Genomic DNA, 16,225 nt, shown 5'->3' on the forward strand with positions numbered 1-16,225 from the left:
TGCCCGCCAACGGGTAGTTCCTGGAATGCAGGGAGAGGTCGTGGTCTGCCCTCGTTTCGAAGAGGCGAATGCTGTTCCGAAGGGTGTTTCGCGCCTTTCCAGCGATGGGGCGAGAACGAGACCGGTCAGGCGGTTGCGTGACGGGAGGGGAGAATTTCGACCCAGTAACCGTCGGGGTCTTCGATGAAGTAGATGCCCATGCCGGGGTTCTCGTGGCAGATGCAGCCCATCTCCTTGTGGCGTGCGTGCGCGGCGGCGTAATCGTCGGTCGTCAGCGCGAGATGAAACTCGTTGTCGCCGAGGTTGTAGCCTTCGGCGCGGTCGCGCAGCCAGGTCAGTTCGAGGCGGTATCCGGTCTTCCCGTCGCCGAGATACACGAGGGTGAAGCTCCCGTCGGGCGGCGAGTAGCGGCGCACCTCCCGCAGGTCGAGCGCCTTCGTATAGAACGCCACGCTCTTCTCCAGGTCCCGAACGTTGATATTCGAATGGTTGAACGAAAACGACATCATCTGCCCCCTTATTTTTATCGAATCATCCGATGTCGGGACGGGTTTCAAACCCGCCCGCGTCGAAGCCGGGAAATATCGTATAAACAATAGTATGTGTATGCCGTTACTCCTCGTTTCACAAGGAAGACGCCAATCACCCGCATACTCAATACCGTTCGTGCTGAGCTTGTCGAAGCACGAACAGCCACATGCCGATGCTTCCTCATTTCGCTCTTCGACAGGCTCAGGGCGAACGGTTGGTTTGCATTCTGCAGGACTCAATAACATATGAGACGAGTAGTACATGGCTGGTTTCGCGGCCCCGTCAGTCCCTGATGAGCCGGGCATACGAGGCCAGGGCTGGGGAGAAATGGAACTCGCCCGACGAGGAGATCAGCACGACCGGCAGGTCGCGCTCGCGGGCGAACTCCTGCGCCCGGGCGAGGCCCATGGCGATGAGGGCCGTGGCGAGCGCATCCGTCATGGCCGGGTCCGATCCGATGATGGTCGCGGATTTCGGCCCTTCCGCGGGATACCCGGTCCTCGGATCGATGATGTGACTGTAGCTCTTTCCGTCGATGGTCGCATACTGCTCGTAATCGCCCGACGTGAAAACCGCGGCCGGGCCGGTGACGATCAGGCGGGCGGCCGGCTTTCCGCGGGGCCCGAAGGGGTCCTGGATGCCGATGGTGTACGAGCGGGAAGCGGTCACGACGAGGTCGCCGCCTCCCTCGATGATCCCGTCGGCGACGCCCTGCTCCTTCAGCACGGCCGCCATCCGGCCGATCGCGAAGCCCTTGGCCACGCCGCCGAGATCCAGCTTCATGTCTTTCCTGAGAGAGACGGTCCGGGAAGCGGGATCGAACGATATCTTTCGATATCCAATGTGCTCGAGCGTTTCCGCGACCGAAGCGGGCGCCGGAAGGCTCGTCCTGCCGCCGCGCCAGTCCCAGAACTCGTACAGGGGCAGAAACGAGATGTCGAACGAGCCGTCCGTCGCATCGCCCGCCTCGAGGGAGACGCGGAGGCAGTCGGCGAACTCTTCCGAAACGGGGAGAACGGTCTCCGGCGACGCGTTGAGACGGGAAAGCTCGGAATCGCCCTTGAAGCGCGAGAGGGACGCTTCGATCCGATGGAGGCGGGCGAACGCCTGCTGGGACGCTCGTGCGGCGGTTTTCTCGTCGACGCCGTAGCAGTCGAGGTGGAAGATCGTTCCCATCGCCAGCTGGGTGAAACGGAAATGATCCGTGGCCTGTCGTTGCGGCGGGAACAGCCAGGCATGGCCGAGAAGAAGCGCGCCGAGAAGGAGCGCGGGGATGAGCCGACGAAAATCCGGCACGGCCGCTTCCCTAGAAGGGGAGCTTGAAGCCGGCGAATCCCATGAAGGCGAGGGCCATGATGCCCGTGGTGATCAGGGCGATCGGAACGCCCTGCATGGCCTCGGGAATCTTCGAAAACCGCATCTGCTCACGAATGCCGGCGAAGATCACGATGGCGATCGTGAAGCCGGCCGCGGTGGCGAACGAGTAGACGATCGACTCGACGAAACCGTAGTTTTTCTTCACGGCGAGCAGGGCGATTCCCAGGACCGCGCAGTTCGTGGTGATCAGCGGCAGGTAGATGCCGAGAGCCTGGTAAAGGGCCGGCGACAGTTTCTTCATCATGATTTCGACCATCTGCACCAGCGCCGCGATGACGAGGATGAAGGCGAGGGTCTGGAGATATCCGACGCCCGCCTTCACCAGCAGCAGCTGGACGAAGAAGGTGATGGCGCTCGCGAGGACCATGACGAAGGTCACGGCCATTCCCATGCCCCAGGCGGTCGAAATGGCCTTGGACACGCCGAGGAACGGGCAGACGCCGAGAAACTGCGACAGGATGACGTTGTTGAAGATCGCCGAGGTGATGACGATGGCGAGCAGATGAGACATCATTTGCCGGCGCTCCTTTGCAGGTGGTTGATTCCCGCGAGGACCAGGCCGAGGGTGATGAAGGCGCCCGGGGCGAGGCTCATGAGAATGAATTCGTTCCTGAACGGCGCGATCGCGTGGCCGAACAGCGTGCCGGCGCCCAGAAACTCGCGGAGCGCGCCGATCAGCACGAGGGCCGCGGTAAAGCCGACGCCCATCACGACGCCGTCGACGATCGAGGGAAGGACGGGGTTCTTGGCGGCGAACGCCTCGGCGCGGCCGAGGATGATGCAGTTCACGACGATGAGGGGGATGAAGATGCCGAGCGCCTCGTAGAGCGGCGGGGCGAACGCGGCGATCAGCAGGTCGACGACGGTGACGAAGGTCGCGATGACGACGATGAACGCCGGGATGCGCACCTTGTTCGGAATCACGTTCCGGAGCAGGGAGATGACCGCGTTCGAGCAGGTGAGAACGGCGATGACCGAGATGCCCATGCCGACGGCGTTGGTGGCGTTCGTCGTCGTGGCCAGGGTCGGGCACATGCCGAGAACGATGCGGAAGATCGGGTTTTCGGTGACGACGCCCCGATACAGCTCCTTCTTGATGTAATCGAGTTGCATGGCGTTCCCCTACTTGCTGAGATTCAGGGCCGTCGCCCTGGCGGTGAAGATCGCGACGGCCTTCGCGACCGTCGATGTCATGGCGCGCGAAGAGATCGTGGCGGCCGTGATCTGCTCGATGTCCCCGCCGTCTTTTTTGACGAGCCATTTTTTCGCCGCGATGTCCTGGCCGGCGAAGTTTGATTTATAGTGCGGCGTATCTATCTTTGTTCCGAGACCGGGCGTCTCGCGGCACTGGAGAACGCTGACGCCGGAGATCTTCCGGTCCGGGGTGAAGCCGACCATCAGCCGGATGGGATCCCCGTATGCCTGGTCCTGTCGGGTGTCCGGAGGGAGCGAGAGTTTCTGGAGCGCCTGGGGGGAAAGAAGGCGCGACGAGAGTTTGATCGCGACCCCCGAGACGGAGCCGCCCTTCCTGCAGACGATCAGCTCGAACGGGTCCGTCGAATCGGGCAGAAGGGTTTCGGCTTCGGTGGCATCGAACTCGGGAATGATTTCTGCGAGCGCCTTCTTCTGCTTTTCGACCGCGACCTGGGCGATGCGATCCTTGGTGAGGTTGTTCACCAGGGCGAGCAGCAGCCCGGATGCGGCCGAAAACGCGGTGAGGATCATGACGAGATACAGGTCGGTCTGGCCTCTGTTGCGTGATTTCATGGTTCAGACTCCGAAGCGCGCCGGCTTCACGGTTCGGTCGATGAGCGGAGAGAGGGCGTTCATGATCAGGATCGCGAACGAGACTCCCTCGGGATACCCGCCGAACAGGCGTATCAGCATGGTGATGGCGCCGCACCCGATGCCGAAGATCACCCTTCCTCTGAAAGTCATCGGCGAGGTCACCAGGTCGGTGGCCATGAAGAACGCGCCGAGGAACAGGCCGCCGGAAACGATGTGATAATGCGGAAGCAGGAAACCCGCCGGGTTCGCCAGATACGCCGCGGCGGCGATCACGGCAACGGTGCCGATATACGAAGCGGGGATTTCCCAGTTGGCGATGCCCCGATAGAGCAGATACAGCCCGCCGATGAGAAGGGCCAGTTCGCTCACTTCGCCGATCGAGCCCGGGCTGGTGCCGATGAAGAGCGATTTGACGTCGAACGAGAAGCTGTTGAGATAGGCCACGGCGTCGGCGCCGAGCGAGGTGCCGGTATACGATTTGACGAAGCCCAGCGGCGTGGCGGCCGTCATCGTCTCGGGCGCCAGCCTCTTGTACAGATCGCCCAGGTAGCCGCCGGTCACGCTCCAGTCCGTCATCAGGGCGGGAAAGCCGACCAGCAGCGCGACGCGGCCGACCAGCGCCGGGTTGAACGGGTTCTGCCCGAGACCGCCGTAGGCCATTTTCCCGATACCGATCGCGATCAGGGAGCCGATGCAGATCATCCACCACGGCGAACTCGCGGGAAGGTTGAGCCCCAGCAGAAGACCCGTCAGCGCGGCCGAGCGGTCGCTCAGCGTGATCGGCGCCGCCATCAGGAACTTCTGGATCGCCCCTTCGATGACCATCGCCGAGACCACCGCGAAGGCGATGACCCGAAGCGCATCCACGCCGAACACATACACGGCCATCGCGCAGGCCGGCAGCAGCGCGATGATGACCTGCTGCATGATCTGCGGTGTATCCATCGGGTGCGTGATGTGCGAGCCGGAACTCACCACCCATTTTTTCTGCTGAATGTTCACGACGTTTTCCCCCGTCATTTCTTCTCCGCCTTTTTGTTGCGCTCGCGGATCAGCTCGTTGACCCTGATTTTCCCGAGCCTGATGCTCTGCACCAGGTGGTTGTGGCCGGCGCAGATGTAATTGCACGAGCCGCACTCGATGCAGTCGAGGATGCCGAGCTCCTCGAGCTTGGCATAGTCGCCGATCTCCAGATTTCTGGCCAGCAGGGCGGGATGAAGCCCCATCGGGCAGACCTCGACGCACCGGCCGCACCGGATGCACGGCTGTTCGTCGTAGAGATTCGCCTCGTCCTCGTTCAGCACGAGAATGCCGGAGACGCCTTTCGTCACGGGCACCGTCGCCGAATTGAGCGCCTTGCCCATCATCGGTCCGCCGCTGATCAGCATGGCGGAATCGTCGGTCACCCCGCCGCAGTGCTCGAGAACCGACGCGAACGACGTTCCGAGGCGGACGAGCAGGTTCTTGCGGTTCTTCACCCCGCCGCCCGTCACGGTGACAACGCGATCGACGAGGGGGCGACCGTCGACGACGGCGTCGTAGATCGCCGCGGCGGTCGCGACGTTCTGCACGACGCAGCCGACCGTCGAGGGCAGCTTGCCCGACGGAACGGACCTTCCGGTGAGGGCGTTGATCAACTGCTTCTCGCCGCCCTGCGGATACTTCAGGGCGAGGGGAACGACGGCGATGTCGCCGTAGGTGGGCGCGATGCGCGAGAGAACCTCGATGGCGTCCGGCTTGTTCGCTTCGATCCCGATGTAGCCCTTGACGGGCCCGTTCTTCGAAAAATGCTTCATGACGAGCGCGAGGCCCGCCGCGATGCGGTCGGCGTGCTCGATCATGATGCGCGCGTCGGCGGTGAGATACGGCTCGCACTCGACGCCGTTCAGGATGACGGTGTCGATGACCGTTCCCGGCGGCGGGGAAAGCTTGACCGACGTGGGAAAGGTCGCGCCGCCCATGCCGACGATGCCGGCTTTCTCGACCGCCGCGACGATCCCGGAAACGTCCGTCTTCGCGACCACATCGGGGGACGGGGCCGTCGACGTCGGCGCCGCGATCCACTCGTCCCGGCCGTCGTTGTCGATGACGATCGACAGCAGGTGGAAGCCGCCCGGCCCCTGGCGGTTCTCGACCGCTCTGACGGTTCCGGAGACGGATGATATAATATTTGCCGATATCATACCGGCCTTTTCGGCGATGATCTGGCCGGCCTTCACCGCGTCGCCCTTCTTGACGAGCGGTTTTGCCGGGGCGCCGATATGCTGGGAGACCGGAAGGACGATCTCCTTCGGCACCGGCATCGGCTCGATCGGGGAGGCGTGGGTGAACTTGCGGTCATCGACGTGGATGCCGCCCATGGAGAAGGTTTTCATGTCGAACAGGCTCATGATGGCTCCCCGTCCGTTTTTGGCTTCGCCGCGGCCGCCAGGGCCGCCGCGCGTTTTTCCTCTTTCTCCTTCGCCCGCTTTTCGCGAAGGAACGCGACCGCCTTCTCGACCGGGCCCTTGCCGTCGATCGCGTTCCGCACGTCGCACTCGGCGACGCACTTTCCGCACAGGACGCATTTCGCGTCGTCGATGATGGCCAGGTTCGAGCCGGGCTCGACGGTGATCGCCTGCTTCGGGCAGACGCGCACGCAGCGGCCGCAGGCGATGCACCCGACGCTGCACTGGTTCATGACGACCGGGGCCGGGTCGCGCGAGGAACAGGTGACCACGACCTTCGAGAGCCGCTTCCGCACCAGGGAAACGACCTTCCGCGGGCAGGTCTTCACGCACATGCCGCATCCCGTGCACTTCTCGGGGTTGAAAACCGCGATGCCGTCATCGACATGGATCGCCCCGAACATGCAGACCTTCATGCAGTCGCCGTATCCGATGCAGGAATACATGCACATCTTGTCGCCGGAATAGAGGCTGTGGGCGGCGATACAGCTTCTGATGCCCACGTATTCCGAAGCGGTTTTCACGTTCGACCGGGTTCCGCGGCAGTGCAACGCAGCGACCATCGGCTCCCGCTCGCTGACCTCGATACCCGCGAGACGGCCGATCTCCTTCAGTTTCTCCTTCGTCGCGACCGGGCAGACCATTTTGGGGTCCTGCGTCTCGACGAGCACCTTCGCGAACCCGGAACAGCCGGGATATCCGCACGCGCCGCAGTTCGCCTGCGGGAGAAGCGACGCGATCTCGTCGACCAGCGGATTCTCGGCGACGTAGAATTTCCTGGAACTCCAGATGAGGGCGAGGGCGAGCAGGAACGCTATGCCGCCCATGACCAGGATGGCCGTCAGAACTTCACTCATACGTGTTTCCTTTTTCCGTCAACGGTTGTGGAGGAAGAGGTTCGTTCGCGTCCTGCGGCCGATGGAAACTGCAGCAACCGCAGTGAGCGCAGGCGTCGGCGTCGGAGCGACAGGCCCCCGGGCGGGCGGCACGTTCCCGCTGATACAGGAGATGGACGACGGCATACATCGCGCCAATTGCCGAGGAAAAGCCGATTGCAACGAGAATTTCGTTCATCATTCGCCTTCGTCGCGGCGCACGTTCCGTGCGCGCGCAATACCGGATTCCAAAATGTGTGGGGGCGTCGAACCGGCGAATAGGATAAAGCAAGCCGTGCCGAAAAACAATAGTATCCTGCAGAGGTAGACAGCTGTAACCCAGTGAGAGCATCGCCGTGCACCAGAGTTTGAAAACCGGCTGCGAAGCCGATTTTTCTCTCTTCCGAACCACGTTTTCGTAGAAATGCATCTCCTTCGGATGAACGAAAATCACCAGTTCGCTGTGTCGAATTGAAAGCCCGGAAACAAATTTCATCTTTGCTGGGAATCGTTTCCCATACCGCCGGCAGGCGGCTCTGCCTTGGTGGAGTCAGGCCGCTGAGGGCGAACGGTCCGAAATCACTTGCGCGCCAAACCGGAATGTGGTATAAAGAACCTCGTTCTCAAGGTTCTGGGCATTCGACCCACCGGGGCGTAGCGCAGTTGGCAGCGTACTTGAATGGGGTTCAAGTGGTCGCCAGTTCGAGTCTGGCCGCCCCGACCGGTAAGAAGACGGGCTTCGCATCCGCGGGGCCCGTTTTTCCTTCCCGGGAATTTCCTCTGGACAAGCGGTCCAACCGCATTTAGAATGCCACCATCAAAAAGAAAACGGCGCACGAGGCGCCTTCAGGGAAAGGAGTTCTATCATGAAAAAGGGTAAGACCGGGTTCGACACCGACTGCATTCATGCCGGGCAGCACCCCGACAAGCTGTATGGGGGCGTGAGCGTGCCGATTTTCCAGTCGTCGACTTTCGCGTTCGAGAACGCCGCCCAGGGCGCCGCCCGGTTCAGCGGCCAGGACAGCGGCTACAAATACACCCGCCTCGGCAACCCGACCACGGCCGGCCTCGAAGAGTGCGTTGCCGAGCTGGAAGGCGGCGGCCTGGGCCTCGCGACCGCGTCCGGCATGGCGGCCGTCTCCACCGTGTTCATGGCCTTCCTCGGCCAGGGCGTCCACATGGTCGCGACCGACTCGGTGTACGGCCCGACCCGCACGCTGGCCGAGAACGAGCTTTCTCGCTTCGGCGTCGAGTCCACCTTCCTCGATACCACCGATCTCAACGCCGTGAAGAAGGCGATGAAGCCGAACACGAAGCTCGTCTACCTGGAAACGCCGGGCAATCCGACCCTCTCGATCAGCGATATCGCCGCCTGCGCGAAGATCGCCCACGCCAACGGCGCCATCCTCGTCGTCGACAACACCTTCTGCAGTCCGATGCTCCAGAAGCCGCTCGACCTGGGCGCCGACGTCGTCCTTCACAGCATGACCAAGTTCCTCAACGGCCACAGCGACGTGGTCGCCGGCATCATCGTGGCTCGCGACCCGAAGCTGTTCGCCCAGATGAAGAAAGTGCTCGTCCAGATGGGCGGCACGATCGATCCCCATCAGGCCTGGCTCGTCCTGCGCGGCATCAAGACCCTCGGCATGCGCGTCCGCGTCGCCCAGGACAACGCCATGAAACTTGCGAACGACCTGTTGAAGCACCCCGCCGTGGCGTGGGTGAAATACCCCGGCCTCCCGTCCCATCCGCAGCATGAGCTCGCGAAGAAGCAGATGAAGGGCTTCGGCGCGATGATCAGCTTCGAGCTGAAGGGCGGCGTCGAAGCGGGGCGCATCCTCATGGATACCGTGAAACTGAGCACCCTCGCCGTCTCCCTGGGCGGCGTCGAGACGCTCATCCAGCACCCGGCGAGCATGACCCACGCCAGCATGGGCCCGAAAGGCCGCCAGGCCGCCGGCATCTCCGACGGTCTCGTGCGCTTCTCGGTCGGCTGCGAGGATTACGAGGACATCCGCGACGACCTCGTCCAGGCCCTCGACAAGGTGCTCGCCTCGAAGCCCGAGACGAGCGTCCAGATCGCCGGCATCTGAAACGGACCCACGCCGGGTTATTGTAAACTGTTTCGTATAAAACGATAACTATAGAAATAAAACGCCGTCCGCGACGCGTGAAGCCAGCGGGCGGCGTTTTGTTTACGGCTGGAAAAGCGTGTGCTGCGTTCCGGTCGATTCCTGCGGAATGAAAACCAGCCGTTCGCCCTGAGCCTGTCGAAGGGCGAGAGGACGTTCGCGCTTCGACGGGCTCAGCACGAACGGTGGGTGATTGGGGCCGTCAGAAATGAACATCCCGCCGGGTCTCCCGGCGGGATGTTCCGTGCGGTTGGCCTGGGATCAGCCTTCTGAAGCGTTGACCAGTTTGAGCATGGGCATGAAGACGGCCAGAACGATGCCGCCGATGACGACGCCCATGAACACGATGACGATCGGTTCGATGACCGACGTAAGGCCCTTGACCGCGTTGTCGACCTCGGTGTCGTAGAAGTCGGCGATCTTGCTGAGCATCTTGTCGAGTTCGCCCGTTTCCTCGCCGACGGCGATCATCTGCACGACCATCGGGGGGAACACGTTCGAGTTCTTGAGCGGCTCGGCGATCGATTCACCTTCGCGGATCGAGACGCGGGTCTTGTCGACGGCCTCGGCGATGACGACGTTGCCTGCGGTCTGCGCCGTGACTTCGAGCGCCTGCAGAATCGGAACGCCCGAGGCGATCAGCGTGCCGAGGGTCCGGGTGAACTTCGCGACGGCGACCTTGCGCATCATCATGCCGATGGCGGGCATCTTGAGGATGTTGGTGTCGAAGATGCGGGCGCCCGTCTTGGTCGTGAAGAAGCTGTAGATCAGGAAGGGAACGCCCAGCATGGCCGGGATGACGAGAATGGCCCAGTTGACCATGAAGTCGGAGGTCGCCAGCAGAATCTGCGTGGCCATCGGCAGTTCGACCTTCATGCCCATGAAGATTTCCTTGAACTGCGGCAGAACGAACATGACCAGGGCCACGACGACGAGGCCGGCGATCGCGAACACGACGACCGGGTAGGTGAGCGCGCCCTTGACCTTCGATTTCAGGTTTTCCGAGCTTTCGAGGTAGTCGGCGAGACGGTTGAGAATCTGGTCGAGAATACCGCCGACCTCGCCGGCCTTGACAAGGCTGCAGAACAGATCGGAAAACACCTTCGGGTGCTTCTCGAGCGCTTTCGAAAACGTCGCGCCGCCTTCGACGTCGGAGCGGATCTGCGTGATGATGCGCTTGAACGTCGGGTTCTCGGACTGCTGCTGCAGGATCGTGAGACACCGGACGAGCGGCACGCCCGAGCCGATCATCGTCGCGAACTGGCGGGCGAAGATGCAGACTTCCTGCGAGTTCACGCCGCGCTCGAAAAAGCTGAGGTTGATGCCGCCGCCGCCCTTTTTCTCGGCGATGCTCGTGACGAAGTAGCCTTTCTCGCGAAGTTTCGAGATGCAGACTTCCTTGCTTTCGGCGTCCATTTCGGACGTGACGATCTTACCGTCCCAGTTTCGTGCTTTGTAGGTAAAGGTTGCCATTGGCTGGTCCCCCCTTTTGATGACAATCGCTTCGATCGATACAGTTGCAGGAAGTATGCCATAGACAACACCCGGCATCAATCCCACATTCCCATCTTCCTGTGCGGAAAAAGCGTGCGGGTTTCCGCACACATTCCCCCGCTTTCGCAACTCGGCACAGGTATCGGTATGATTCGGATATTTCCTTACCCTGAACGTCTGGCGAAGGGGCGGTTCGCGAACCACTGCTGCCGATCAGGGACCGATGAAAGGTGATGAGCCTGTCCTGAGGGGATTGGACATGGCGCCAGATGTGCGTTACCATAAGCCCTCACACGTGGATGCACAGATGAAGAAGACGCTCGTATTTGCAGAAAAACCTTCGGTCGGTCGCGACATCGCCCGGATCATTGGCGCCACGCGCCAGGGAAAAGGCTTCCTTGAGGGCGAGCGGTACGTCGTCACCTGGGGCGTCGGCCATCTGGTCTGCCTTGGCGAGCCCGACGTCCAGAACCCTGACTGGAAGAAATGGTCGCTGGCGACGCTGCCCATGATTCCCTCCGAATGGAAGCTGACCGCGATTCCCCAGACGAAAGACCAGTTCGATATCGTCAGCGACCTGGTGCGGCGCGACGACATCGGCGACATCGTGAACGCCGCCGACGCCGGCCGCGAAGGCGAGCTCATCTTCCGGCTCGTCTACGCCCATTCCGGGTGTGCGAAGCCGGTGCGCCGCCTCTGGATCTCGAGCATGACCGACGAGGCCATCAGGCAGGGCTTCGCCGAGCTCAAGCCCGGCGCCGAATACGACAATCTCGCCGCGGCGGCCGAGTGCCGGAGCCGCGCAGACTGGCTCGTGGGCATGAACTTCACGCGGGCCTACACGAAAAAATTCAACACCGACTCGGTGCTCTCCGTCGGCCGGGTCCAGACGCCGACCCTCGCGATGGTCGTGAAACGGCACCACGAGATCGCCCATTTCAAGCCGGTCGATTACTGGGAAATCATCGCCGACCTGGGCGATTTCTCGGCGATCTGGTTCGATCCGCGCGAGAAAACCACGCCGACCCGCATCCCGACGGTCGAGGCCGCGAACGCGATCATGGACCGCCTGCGCGGCGCCACGCTCGACGTCACGAAAGTCACGACCTCGAAGAAAAAACAGCCGCCGCCGCTGCTGTATGACCTGACGACGTTGCAGCGCGAGGCGAACAGCCGGTACGGCTACACGGCCGCCCAGACCCTCGCCGCGGCCCAGTCGCTGTATGAGCAGAAGAAGGCCCTGACCTACCCGAGAACCGACAGCCGGTTCCTTTCGGAAGACCTGTACAAGACGATCCCCCAGCGGCTCGCCGCGCTGCCCCCGACGTACAGCCCGTATCTGGCCCCGCTGCGCCAGGAAAAACTCTCCAAATCGAAGCGGATCTTCGACAACGCCCAGGTCAGCGACCACCACGCGATCATCCCCACCGAGCAGAAGCCCGGCGGTATGATGGGCTGGAAACCCGAAGAACAGAAAATCTACGACCTCGTCGCCCGCCGGTTCCTCGCCGTGTTCTATCCCGACCACGAGTATCTCGCCACCAGCGTGACGCTCCAGGCCGGCAAGGAAGACCATTTCAAGGCGAACGGCCGCGTCACCGTGAAAGTCGGCTGGAAGGCCGTCTACGACAAGACGGCCCCGGAAACGCGCGATGCCGACGCGCCGGGAGAGGAAAGCGACGACGAACAGGCCCTTCCCGAGATGAAAAAGGGCGATATCCGGTCGGTGAAGGACGCGAAACTCCAGGTCAGGCAGACGAAGCCGCCGCCGGCCTACACCGAGGCGACCCTGCTCCAGGCCATGGAAACCGCGGGCAAGCTGATCGACGACGACGAGCTGCGGCAGGCGATGAAAGACTGCGGCCTCGGCACGCCGGCGACCCGTGCCGAAACCATCGAGAAGCTGATCCGCGTCGGCTACATGCTTCGCGAGAAAAAGAAGCTGACGCCCACCAGCAAGGGCATTCAGCTCGTCTCGCTCGTCGCGCCGCAGGTCGCGAGCCCCGAACTGACCGGTTCCTGGGAAAAGCGGCTCACCGACGTGGCACGAGGAAAGGCCGACGCGAAGCAGTTCATGACCGATATCACCGCGTTTGTGCGCGACATCGTCTCATCGGTCAAGACCGGTCGCTTCGAGACCGTCCGCCGCGAGGACCTGCGCCCCCCCCGGCCGACGTTCGGTGTCTGCCCGGCCTGCGGGAAGGGGAGCATCATCGAGGGGAAGCGCGGCTTCGGCTGCGACCGGTTCCGCGAGGGGTGTTCCTACGTGGTCTGGAAAGAGTTCGAAGGCCTCGCGCTGCCGCAGGAGGCGATCGACGCCCTGATCGCGGGCAAGGCGACGAAGGTGCTGAGCGGGTTCAAGACCGCCGACGGACGAACCGTCGACGGGCGCGTCCGGATGCGCGAGGACAAGACCGGCATCGAGCTTGTCGAGTCGAAAACGAAGGCGAAGACGAAAACCCCGAAATCAGCGGGAAAAGAGAAAGCCGCGGAGTAATATTCCCCCGGGCGTGATCTCGAGCGCGGTGATGCCGGCCGGATGGGGAAGCGCCGAGAAGTCCAGCAGCGGGTTGAGCCAGTCGAGAACCTGGGTGCTGAGCGGCGGAACGAACGCCACCCCGTTCAGCGTCGCGTTCGAGACGTCGACCATCAGCCGGTCGCCCTCCATGCGCACCGCCGCATCGGCCGTGAACGGTGCCGCGCCGAGATTGATGAAGCCGAGCGGGTTGCCCGGGATTTTCGACACGTCGACCGTGCCGGACACGTGCACGGAGCCGGTGCCGAAGGTGAGATGAACGCTTTCGAACACGCGGTGCGCCTCACGCTGGCGGGCGAGTTCGCCGGCGATGAAGCTCCGGATGTCGGCGGCGTCGAGCTCGATCGCGACGTCGATCGCACGGACCCCGCTCAGGTCGTCGAAGCTTGCTTCCCGGCGCGCGAGCCGCCCGTGCAGCTTTTCGTCGATCCCCTCGATCGAGGCGCGGAGCGAGCGGACGGTGATGTTGCGGATCGAGCGGTTGTGCACGTCGATGGAGAGGTCGGTTTGTCCGACGCTTTTCGCATCGGGCAGCAGCTCATACAGGGCGTTCATCACGTCACGCTGGAAGGCCGCGATCCGCCCGGCCGTCATTTCGAGCGCCCATGCCTGACCTGCGACGGCGGCGAACAGGAGCGCTGTTGCGACGGCCGAACGGCGCATGAAAGGGAATAAACCGAATATATAATTAAACATATACTATATCCTTCGCGGAGGTTGAAGTTCGGATCGCCTTCGAATCAGTATACACGAACTTTTCCGCAGCATCGAATTCATCGCGCACGGTCGGGTGAACGCGGGGTTTCGCGGAGGGTGGGCTTGTGTTACCCTGAAACCCCGTATGGAAATGGCGTATCGGCTGATTCTCTATATCCTCCTGGCGAACGTCGGGTTCATGATCTTCTCGCTCGCGCGGCAGGGGTTCTGGACGTTCTCCGGCTACATCGCGCAGCTGGGCGTTCTCGCGTCGTTCATGGTCTTTCTGCTCGGCCGCGACCTGGCCGGCTTCTGGGGCGTGACGGCGGCTGGCGCCGGCATATTCGTGCTCGTCGGAATGCCGATGCTGATCCAGCGTCGGATCGAGGGCCTGATTTCGGAGCAGCGTTTCGACGAGATCGAGCCGCTCGCCCGCTGGAAGGCCTGGCTGGCCTGGAGCGATATCAACACCCATCTCCACGACGTCTCGATCGCTCTGCAGGGCATCGGGGAACGTCCCGAAGACGCGCTCGGGCGGATGCGTGCCCTCATGCCGCGCGGCGAGCCGTTCGACGGAACGACGCGGATCTTCATCGGCATCGCCCTGTTCAACCAGCGCCGGTTCGAGCTGCTGCTCGAGGTGCTCCACGATCCCGCCCGGGACTGGTCCTCATACCCCTTCGAGGAGCTGATCTACATCGTTCGCGCCCTTCTCGAGACCGGCCGCCACGACGAGGCGATGGAGGCGCAAACGGCCATCGAACGGCTCGTTCCAGGCCTCTCGGCCGACCAGGCGTCGAACCTGATCGTCTGCCGTCTGCTGTTTTACGCGATGATGGGCTGGCACCCCGAGTTCGAAGCGATGTTGGAGACCGACAAGGCCGCCGTCGAGGCCTTGCCCCCATCCCTGAGGCTCTATTGGCGCGGGATCGCGGCCTGCTACGCCGGGCGGAGCGACGAGGGGCGGCAACTGCTCGAATCGGCGTTGCGCGAGGGACAGACCGAGCTTCCGGACAAGTGGATCGCCTGGATGCGCCAGCGGATCGACGGGCTTGCCGAGCAGCGGGAATTTTTCGAAACGAGCCTTGTTCCGAGGCTCGCCCAGATTCGCATCGCCCGTCGCGATGCCTTCCTCGCTCTTGTCGCGGAGAATGCCCGCGTCATCGAGCCGCCCGTGATGGCCGAGCGGGCGACGAAGCGGATGATGAGCCTGTTGTTCGGCATCTTCGTCGTCTACCAGTTCGGCGCATCGCAGGAGGACCTGCTCGATCTCATGCGGTTCGGTGCGAACAGCGGATTCCTCGTGCGGGAAGGCGAGTGGTTCCGCCTCGTGACCTATCAGTTCCTGCACCTGGGCTGGTTGCATCTGTTCATGAACCTGCTCGCGCTCAAATATTTCGGCCCCCCCGTCGAAACGATCCTCGGCTGGCCGTTGTTTCTGGGCGTGTATCTGTTCGGAGGCGTCTGCGGCGGCATCGCGACGGCATGGTTCGGGACGGGGCTGTCGGTCGGAGCGTCCGCGGCGGTTCTCGGCCTGCTCGGCGCCGCCATTTCTCTCGAGCTGTTCGGCGGGCCGCGTGCGAAGGCTCTGTCGCGCCAGGGCCAGTTTTCGACCCTGGTCTTCATTCTGCTCGTGAACCTCGCCATCGGAGCCGTGGAAAAGGGCATCGACAACTCCGCGCATCTCGGCGGGCTCGCGGGCGGAGCCGTTGCCGGAATCGTGCTCGCCCGCCTGATCGAGCGGCCGGCCCTTGCAACCCTCGCGTCGATGATCTCGATTTTGTTTGCCGTGACGAGCATCGGAACCGCCGCCGTCCAGTTCGCCGGCCATCTCGGCTCGAACCGTTATCCGATGCGCTATGCCGAGGGGCCGTTCGAGCGGAAGAACGTTCCCGGGCTCGACGTCGATCTGCCGTCGGGATGGACGATCAGGCCCTCGGCGGCGCCTCAGCCAGGCTGGGTCTCGGTCGTCATCACCGGCCCGTTCCACGAACGGATCGACGTCATGGCGGGCCCGAACGGGCGCGAATCGCCGGACGAGGTCATCGAAGCCTATATCGAGCATCGGACGAGGGCGTTGATCGATACCGAGGGCATCCGGTTCGAATCACGTCGCGACCCCGCCAGGGCTCGGGTCGGAGAAAACGACGCACGGATGGTCTCATGGCGTCTTCGCGCGGAAGACCGCGTGCTGACCCAGGACGACTGGTTCATCTTCCCGTCCGGCGCGTTCATCCTGGCCCAATGCCTTCTCCCTACCGGCCGGGATGACCTGTATATTCCGCTGCTGGAGAGAATCCTCGCCTCCATATCCGTGAAGCCTTGATGCCTGCGCAGAAAAAAACGCTT

The 16,225-nt window shown here is 62.9% G+C and carries 15 protein-coding genes and 1 tRNA gene; 4 read left to right on the forward strand and 12 right to left on the reverse strand.

Annotated features, from left to right (window positions below):
- Window positions 1-125: 125 nt before the first annotated feature.
- From PLU72_01100 to PLU72_01140, 9 genes are all read right to left on the reverse strand, one after another.
- The gene (locus tag PLU72_01100; GenBank protein ID HOT26751.1) at window positions 126-506 is read right to left on the reverse strand and encodes a VOC family protein; all 381 of its coding nucleotides are present in this window, start codon (window positions 504-506) and stop codon (window positions 126-128) included.
- A gap of 307 nt (window positions 507-813) precedes the next feature.
- Window positions 814-1,827 (reverse strand): FAD:protein FMN transferase, encoded by a 1,014-nt coding sequence (locus tag PLU72_01105; GenBank protein HOT26752.1) that lies wholly within the window; start codon window positions 1,825-1,827, stop codon window positions 814-816.
- 10 nt (window positions 1,828-1,837) lie between these two features.
- A complete protein-coding gene (locus PLU72_01110; GenBank protein ID HOT26753.1) occupies window positions 1,838-2,419 on the reverse strand; it encodes an RnfABCDGE type electron transport complex subunit A in 582 nt (193 codons plus the stop codon).
- Window positions 2,419-3,021 carry an electron transport complex subunit E gene (locus PLU72_01115; GenBank protein HOT26754.1) on the reverse strand — a complete coding sequence of 201 codons (603 nt, stop codon included), beginning with the start codon at window positions 3,019-3,021 and terminating at the stop codon, window positions 2,419-2,421. The genes PLU72_01110 and PLU72_01115 overlap by 1 nt, the downstream gene beginning before the upstream one ends.
- Window positions 3,022-3,030: 9 nt before the next feature.
- Window positions 3,031-3,675: an RnfABCDGE type electron transport complex subunit G gene (locus PLU72_01120; protein ID HOT26755.1), complete on the reverse strand. Its 645-nt coding sequence runs from the start codon at window positions 3,673-3,675 to the stop codon at window positions 3,031-3,033.
- Between the two features lie 3 nt (window positions 3,676-3,678).
- Window positions 3,679-4,716 carry an RnfABCDGE type electron transport complex subunit D gene (locus PLU72_01125; protein HOT26756.1) on the reverse strand — a complete coding sequence of 346 codons (1,038 nt, stop codon included), beginning with the start codon at window positions 4,714-4,716 and terminating at the stop codon, window positions 3,679-3,681.
- The gene (rsxC, locus tag PLU72_01130) at window positions 4,713-6,071 is read right to left on the reverse strand and encodes an electron transport complex subunit RsxC (GenBank protein HOT26757.1); all 1,359 of its coding nucleotides are present in this window, start codon (window positions 6,069-6,071) and stop codon (window positions 4,713-4,715) included. The genes PLU72_01125 and rsxC overlap by 4 nt, the downstream gene beginning before the upstream one ends.
- Before the next feature lie 11 nt (window positions 6,072-6,082).
- On the reverse strand, window positions 6,083-7,000 hold the full coding sequence (locus PLU72_01135) for an RnfABCDGE type electron transport complex subunit B (GenBank protein ID HOT26758.1): 918 nt from the start codon (window positions 6,998-7,000) through the stop codon (window positions 6,083-6,085).
- Complete coding sequence (locus PLU72_01140; protein HOT26759.1) at window positions 6,993-7,220, reverse strand: hypothetical protein; 228 nt, start codon at window positions 7,218-7,220, stop codon at window positions 6,993-6,995. Before PLU72_01140 ends, PLU72_01135 begins: the two co-directional genes overlap by 8 nt.
- Window positions 7,221-7,666: 446 nt before the next feature.
- On the opposite strand from PLU72_01140, the gene PLU72_01145 reads away from it, so the two are divergent.
- Window positions 7,667-7,739: transfer RNA gene (locus PLU72_01145), tRNA-Pro, on the forward strand.
- 145 nt (window positions 7,740-7,884) lie between these two features.
- Window positions 7,885-9,111, forward strand: a complete 1,227-nt coding sequence (locus PLU72_01150) for a PLP-dependent aspartate aminotransferase family protein (protein HOT26760.1) — start codon at window positions 7,885-7,887, stop codon at window positions 9,109-9,111.
- Window positions 9,112-9,213: 102 nt separating this feature from the next.
- On the opposite strand, the gene PLU72_01155 is transcribed toward PLU72_01150, so the two are convergent.
- Together PLU72_01155 and gspF are read right to left on the reverse strand one after the other, a co-directional pair.
- A complete protein-coding gene (locus PLU72_01155) occupies window positions 9,214-9,366 on the reverse strand; it encodes a hypothetical protein (protein HOT26761.1) in 153 nt (50 codons plus the stop codon).
- A 45-nt stretch (window positions 9,367-9,411) separates the two neighbouring features.
- Window positions 9,412-10,623: a type II secretion system inner membrane protein GspF gene (gene gspF, locus PLU72_01160; GenBank protein HOT26762.1), complete on the reverse strand. Its 1,212-nt coding sequence runs from the start codon at window positions 10,621-10,623 to the stop codon at window positions 9,412-9,414.
- Between the two features lie 328 nt (window positions 10,624-10,951).
- Between gspF and PLU72_01165 the strand changes: the two genes are divergently transcribed.
- Window positions 10,952-13,141 carry a DNA topoisomerase 3 gene (locus PLU72_01165; GenBank protein HOT26763.1) on the forward strand — a complete coding sequence of 730 codons (2,190 nt, stop codon included), beginning with the start codon at window positions 10,952-10,954 and terminating at the stop codon, window positions 13,139-13,141.
- Here the strand turns inward: PLU72_01165 and PLU72_01170 are convergent.
- Window positions 13,112-13,876, reverse strand: coding sequence for an LmeA family phospholipid-binding protein (locus PLU72_01170; GenBank protein ID HOT26764.1), 765 nt, complete (start codon window positions 13,874-13,876; stop codon window positions 13,112-13,114). The two genes, PLU72_01165 and PLU72_01170, sit on opposite strands and share 30 nt — an antisense overlap.
- 145 nt (window positions 13,877-14,021) lie before the next feature.
- Between PLU72_01170 and PLU72_01175 the strand changes: the two genes are divergently transcribed.
- Window positions 14,022-16,202, forward strand: coding sequence for a rhomboid family intramembrane serine protease (locus PLU72_01175; protein HOT26765.1), 2,181 nt, complete (start codon window positions 14,022-14,024; stop codon window positions 16,200-16,202).
- Window positions 16,203-16,225: the final 23 nt, after the last annotated feature.

The sequence above is a fragment of the Candidatus Ozemobacteraceae bacterium genome (genome assembly GCA_035373905.1).
In the GTDB taxonomy this organism is placed as follows: domain Bacteria; phylum Muiribacteriota; class Ozemobacteria; order Ozemobacterales; family Ozemobacteraceae; genus MWAR01.

Bases quoted from the DNA above. Each gene is read 5' to 3' on its own strand.
- PLU72_01100 (HOT26751.1), bottom strand. From the start codon at position 506: ATGTCGTTTTCGTTCAACCATTCGAATATCAACGTTCGGGACCTGGAG.
- PLU72_01110 (HOT26753.1), bottom strand. From the start codon at position 2,419: ATGTCTCATCTGCTCGCCATCGTCATCACCTCGGCGATCTTCAACAAC.
- PLU72_01115 (HOT26754.1), bottom strand. From the start codon at position 3,021: ATGCAACTCGATTACATCAAGAAGGAGCTGTATCGGGGCGTCGTCACC.
- PLU72_01120 (HOT26755.1), bottom strand. From the start codon at position 3,675: ATGAAATCACGCAACAGAGGCCAGACCGACCTGTATCTCGTCATGATC.
- PLU72_01125 (HOT26756.1), bottom strand. From the start codon at position 4,716: ATGACGGGGGAAAACGTCGTGAACATTCAGCAGAAAAAATGGGTGGTG.
- rsxC (HOT26757.1), bottom strand. From the start codon at position 6,071: ATGAAAACCTTCTCCATGGGCGGCATCCACGTCGATGACCGCAAGTTC.
- PLU72_01135 (HOT26758.1), bottom strand. From the start codon at position 7,000: ATGAGTGAAGTTCTGACGGCCATCCTGGTCATGGGCGGCATAGCGTTC.
- PLU72_01140 (HOT26759.1), bottom strand. From the start codon at position 7,220: ATGATGAACGAAATTCTCGTTGCAATCGGCTTTTCCTCGGCAATTGGC.
- PLU72_01150 (HOT26760.1), top strand. From the start codon at position 7,885: ATGAAAAAGGGTAAGACCGGGTTCGACACCGACTGCATTCATGCCGGG.
- PLU72_01155 (HOT26761.1), bottom strand. From the start codon at position 9,366: ATGTTCATTTCTGACGGCCCCAATCACCCACCGTTCGTGCTGAGCCCG.
- gspF (HOT26762.1), bottom strand. From the start codon at position 10,623: ATGGCAACCTTTACCTACAAAGCACGAAACTGGGACGGTAAGATCGTC.
- PLU72_01165 (HOT26763.1), top strand. From the start codon at position 10,952: ATGAAGAAGACGCTCGTATTTGCAGAAAAACCTTCGGTCGGTCGCGAC.
- PLU72_01170 (HOT26764.1), bottom strand. From the start codon at position 13,876: ATGTTTAATTATATATTCGGTTTATTCCCTTTCATGCGCCGTTCGGCC.
- PLU72_01175 (HOT26765.1), top strand. From the start codon at position 14,022: ATGGAAATGGCGTATCGGCTGATTCTCTATATCCTCCTGGCGAACGTC.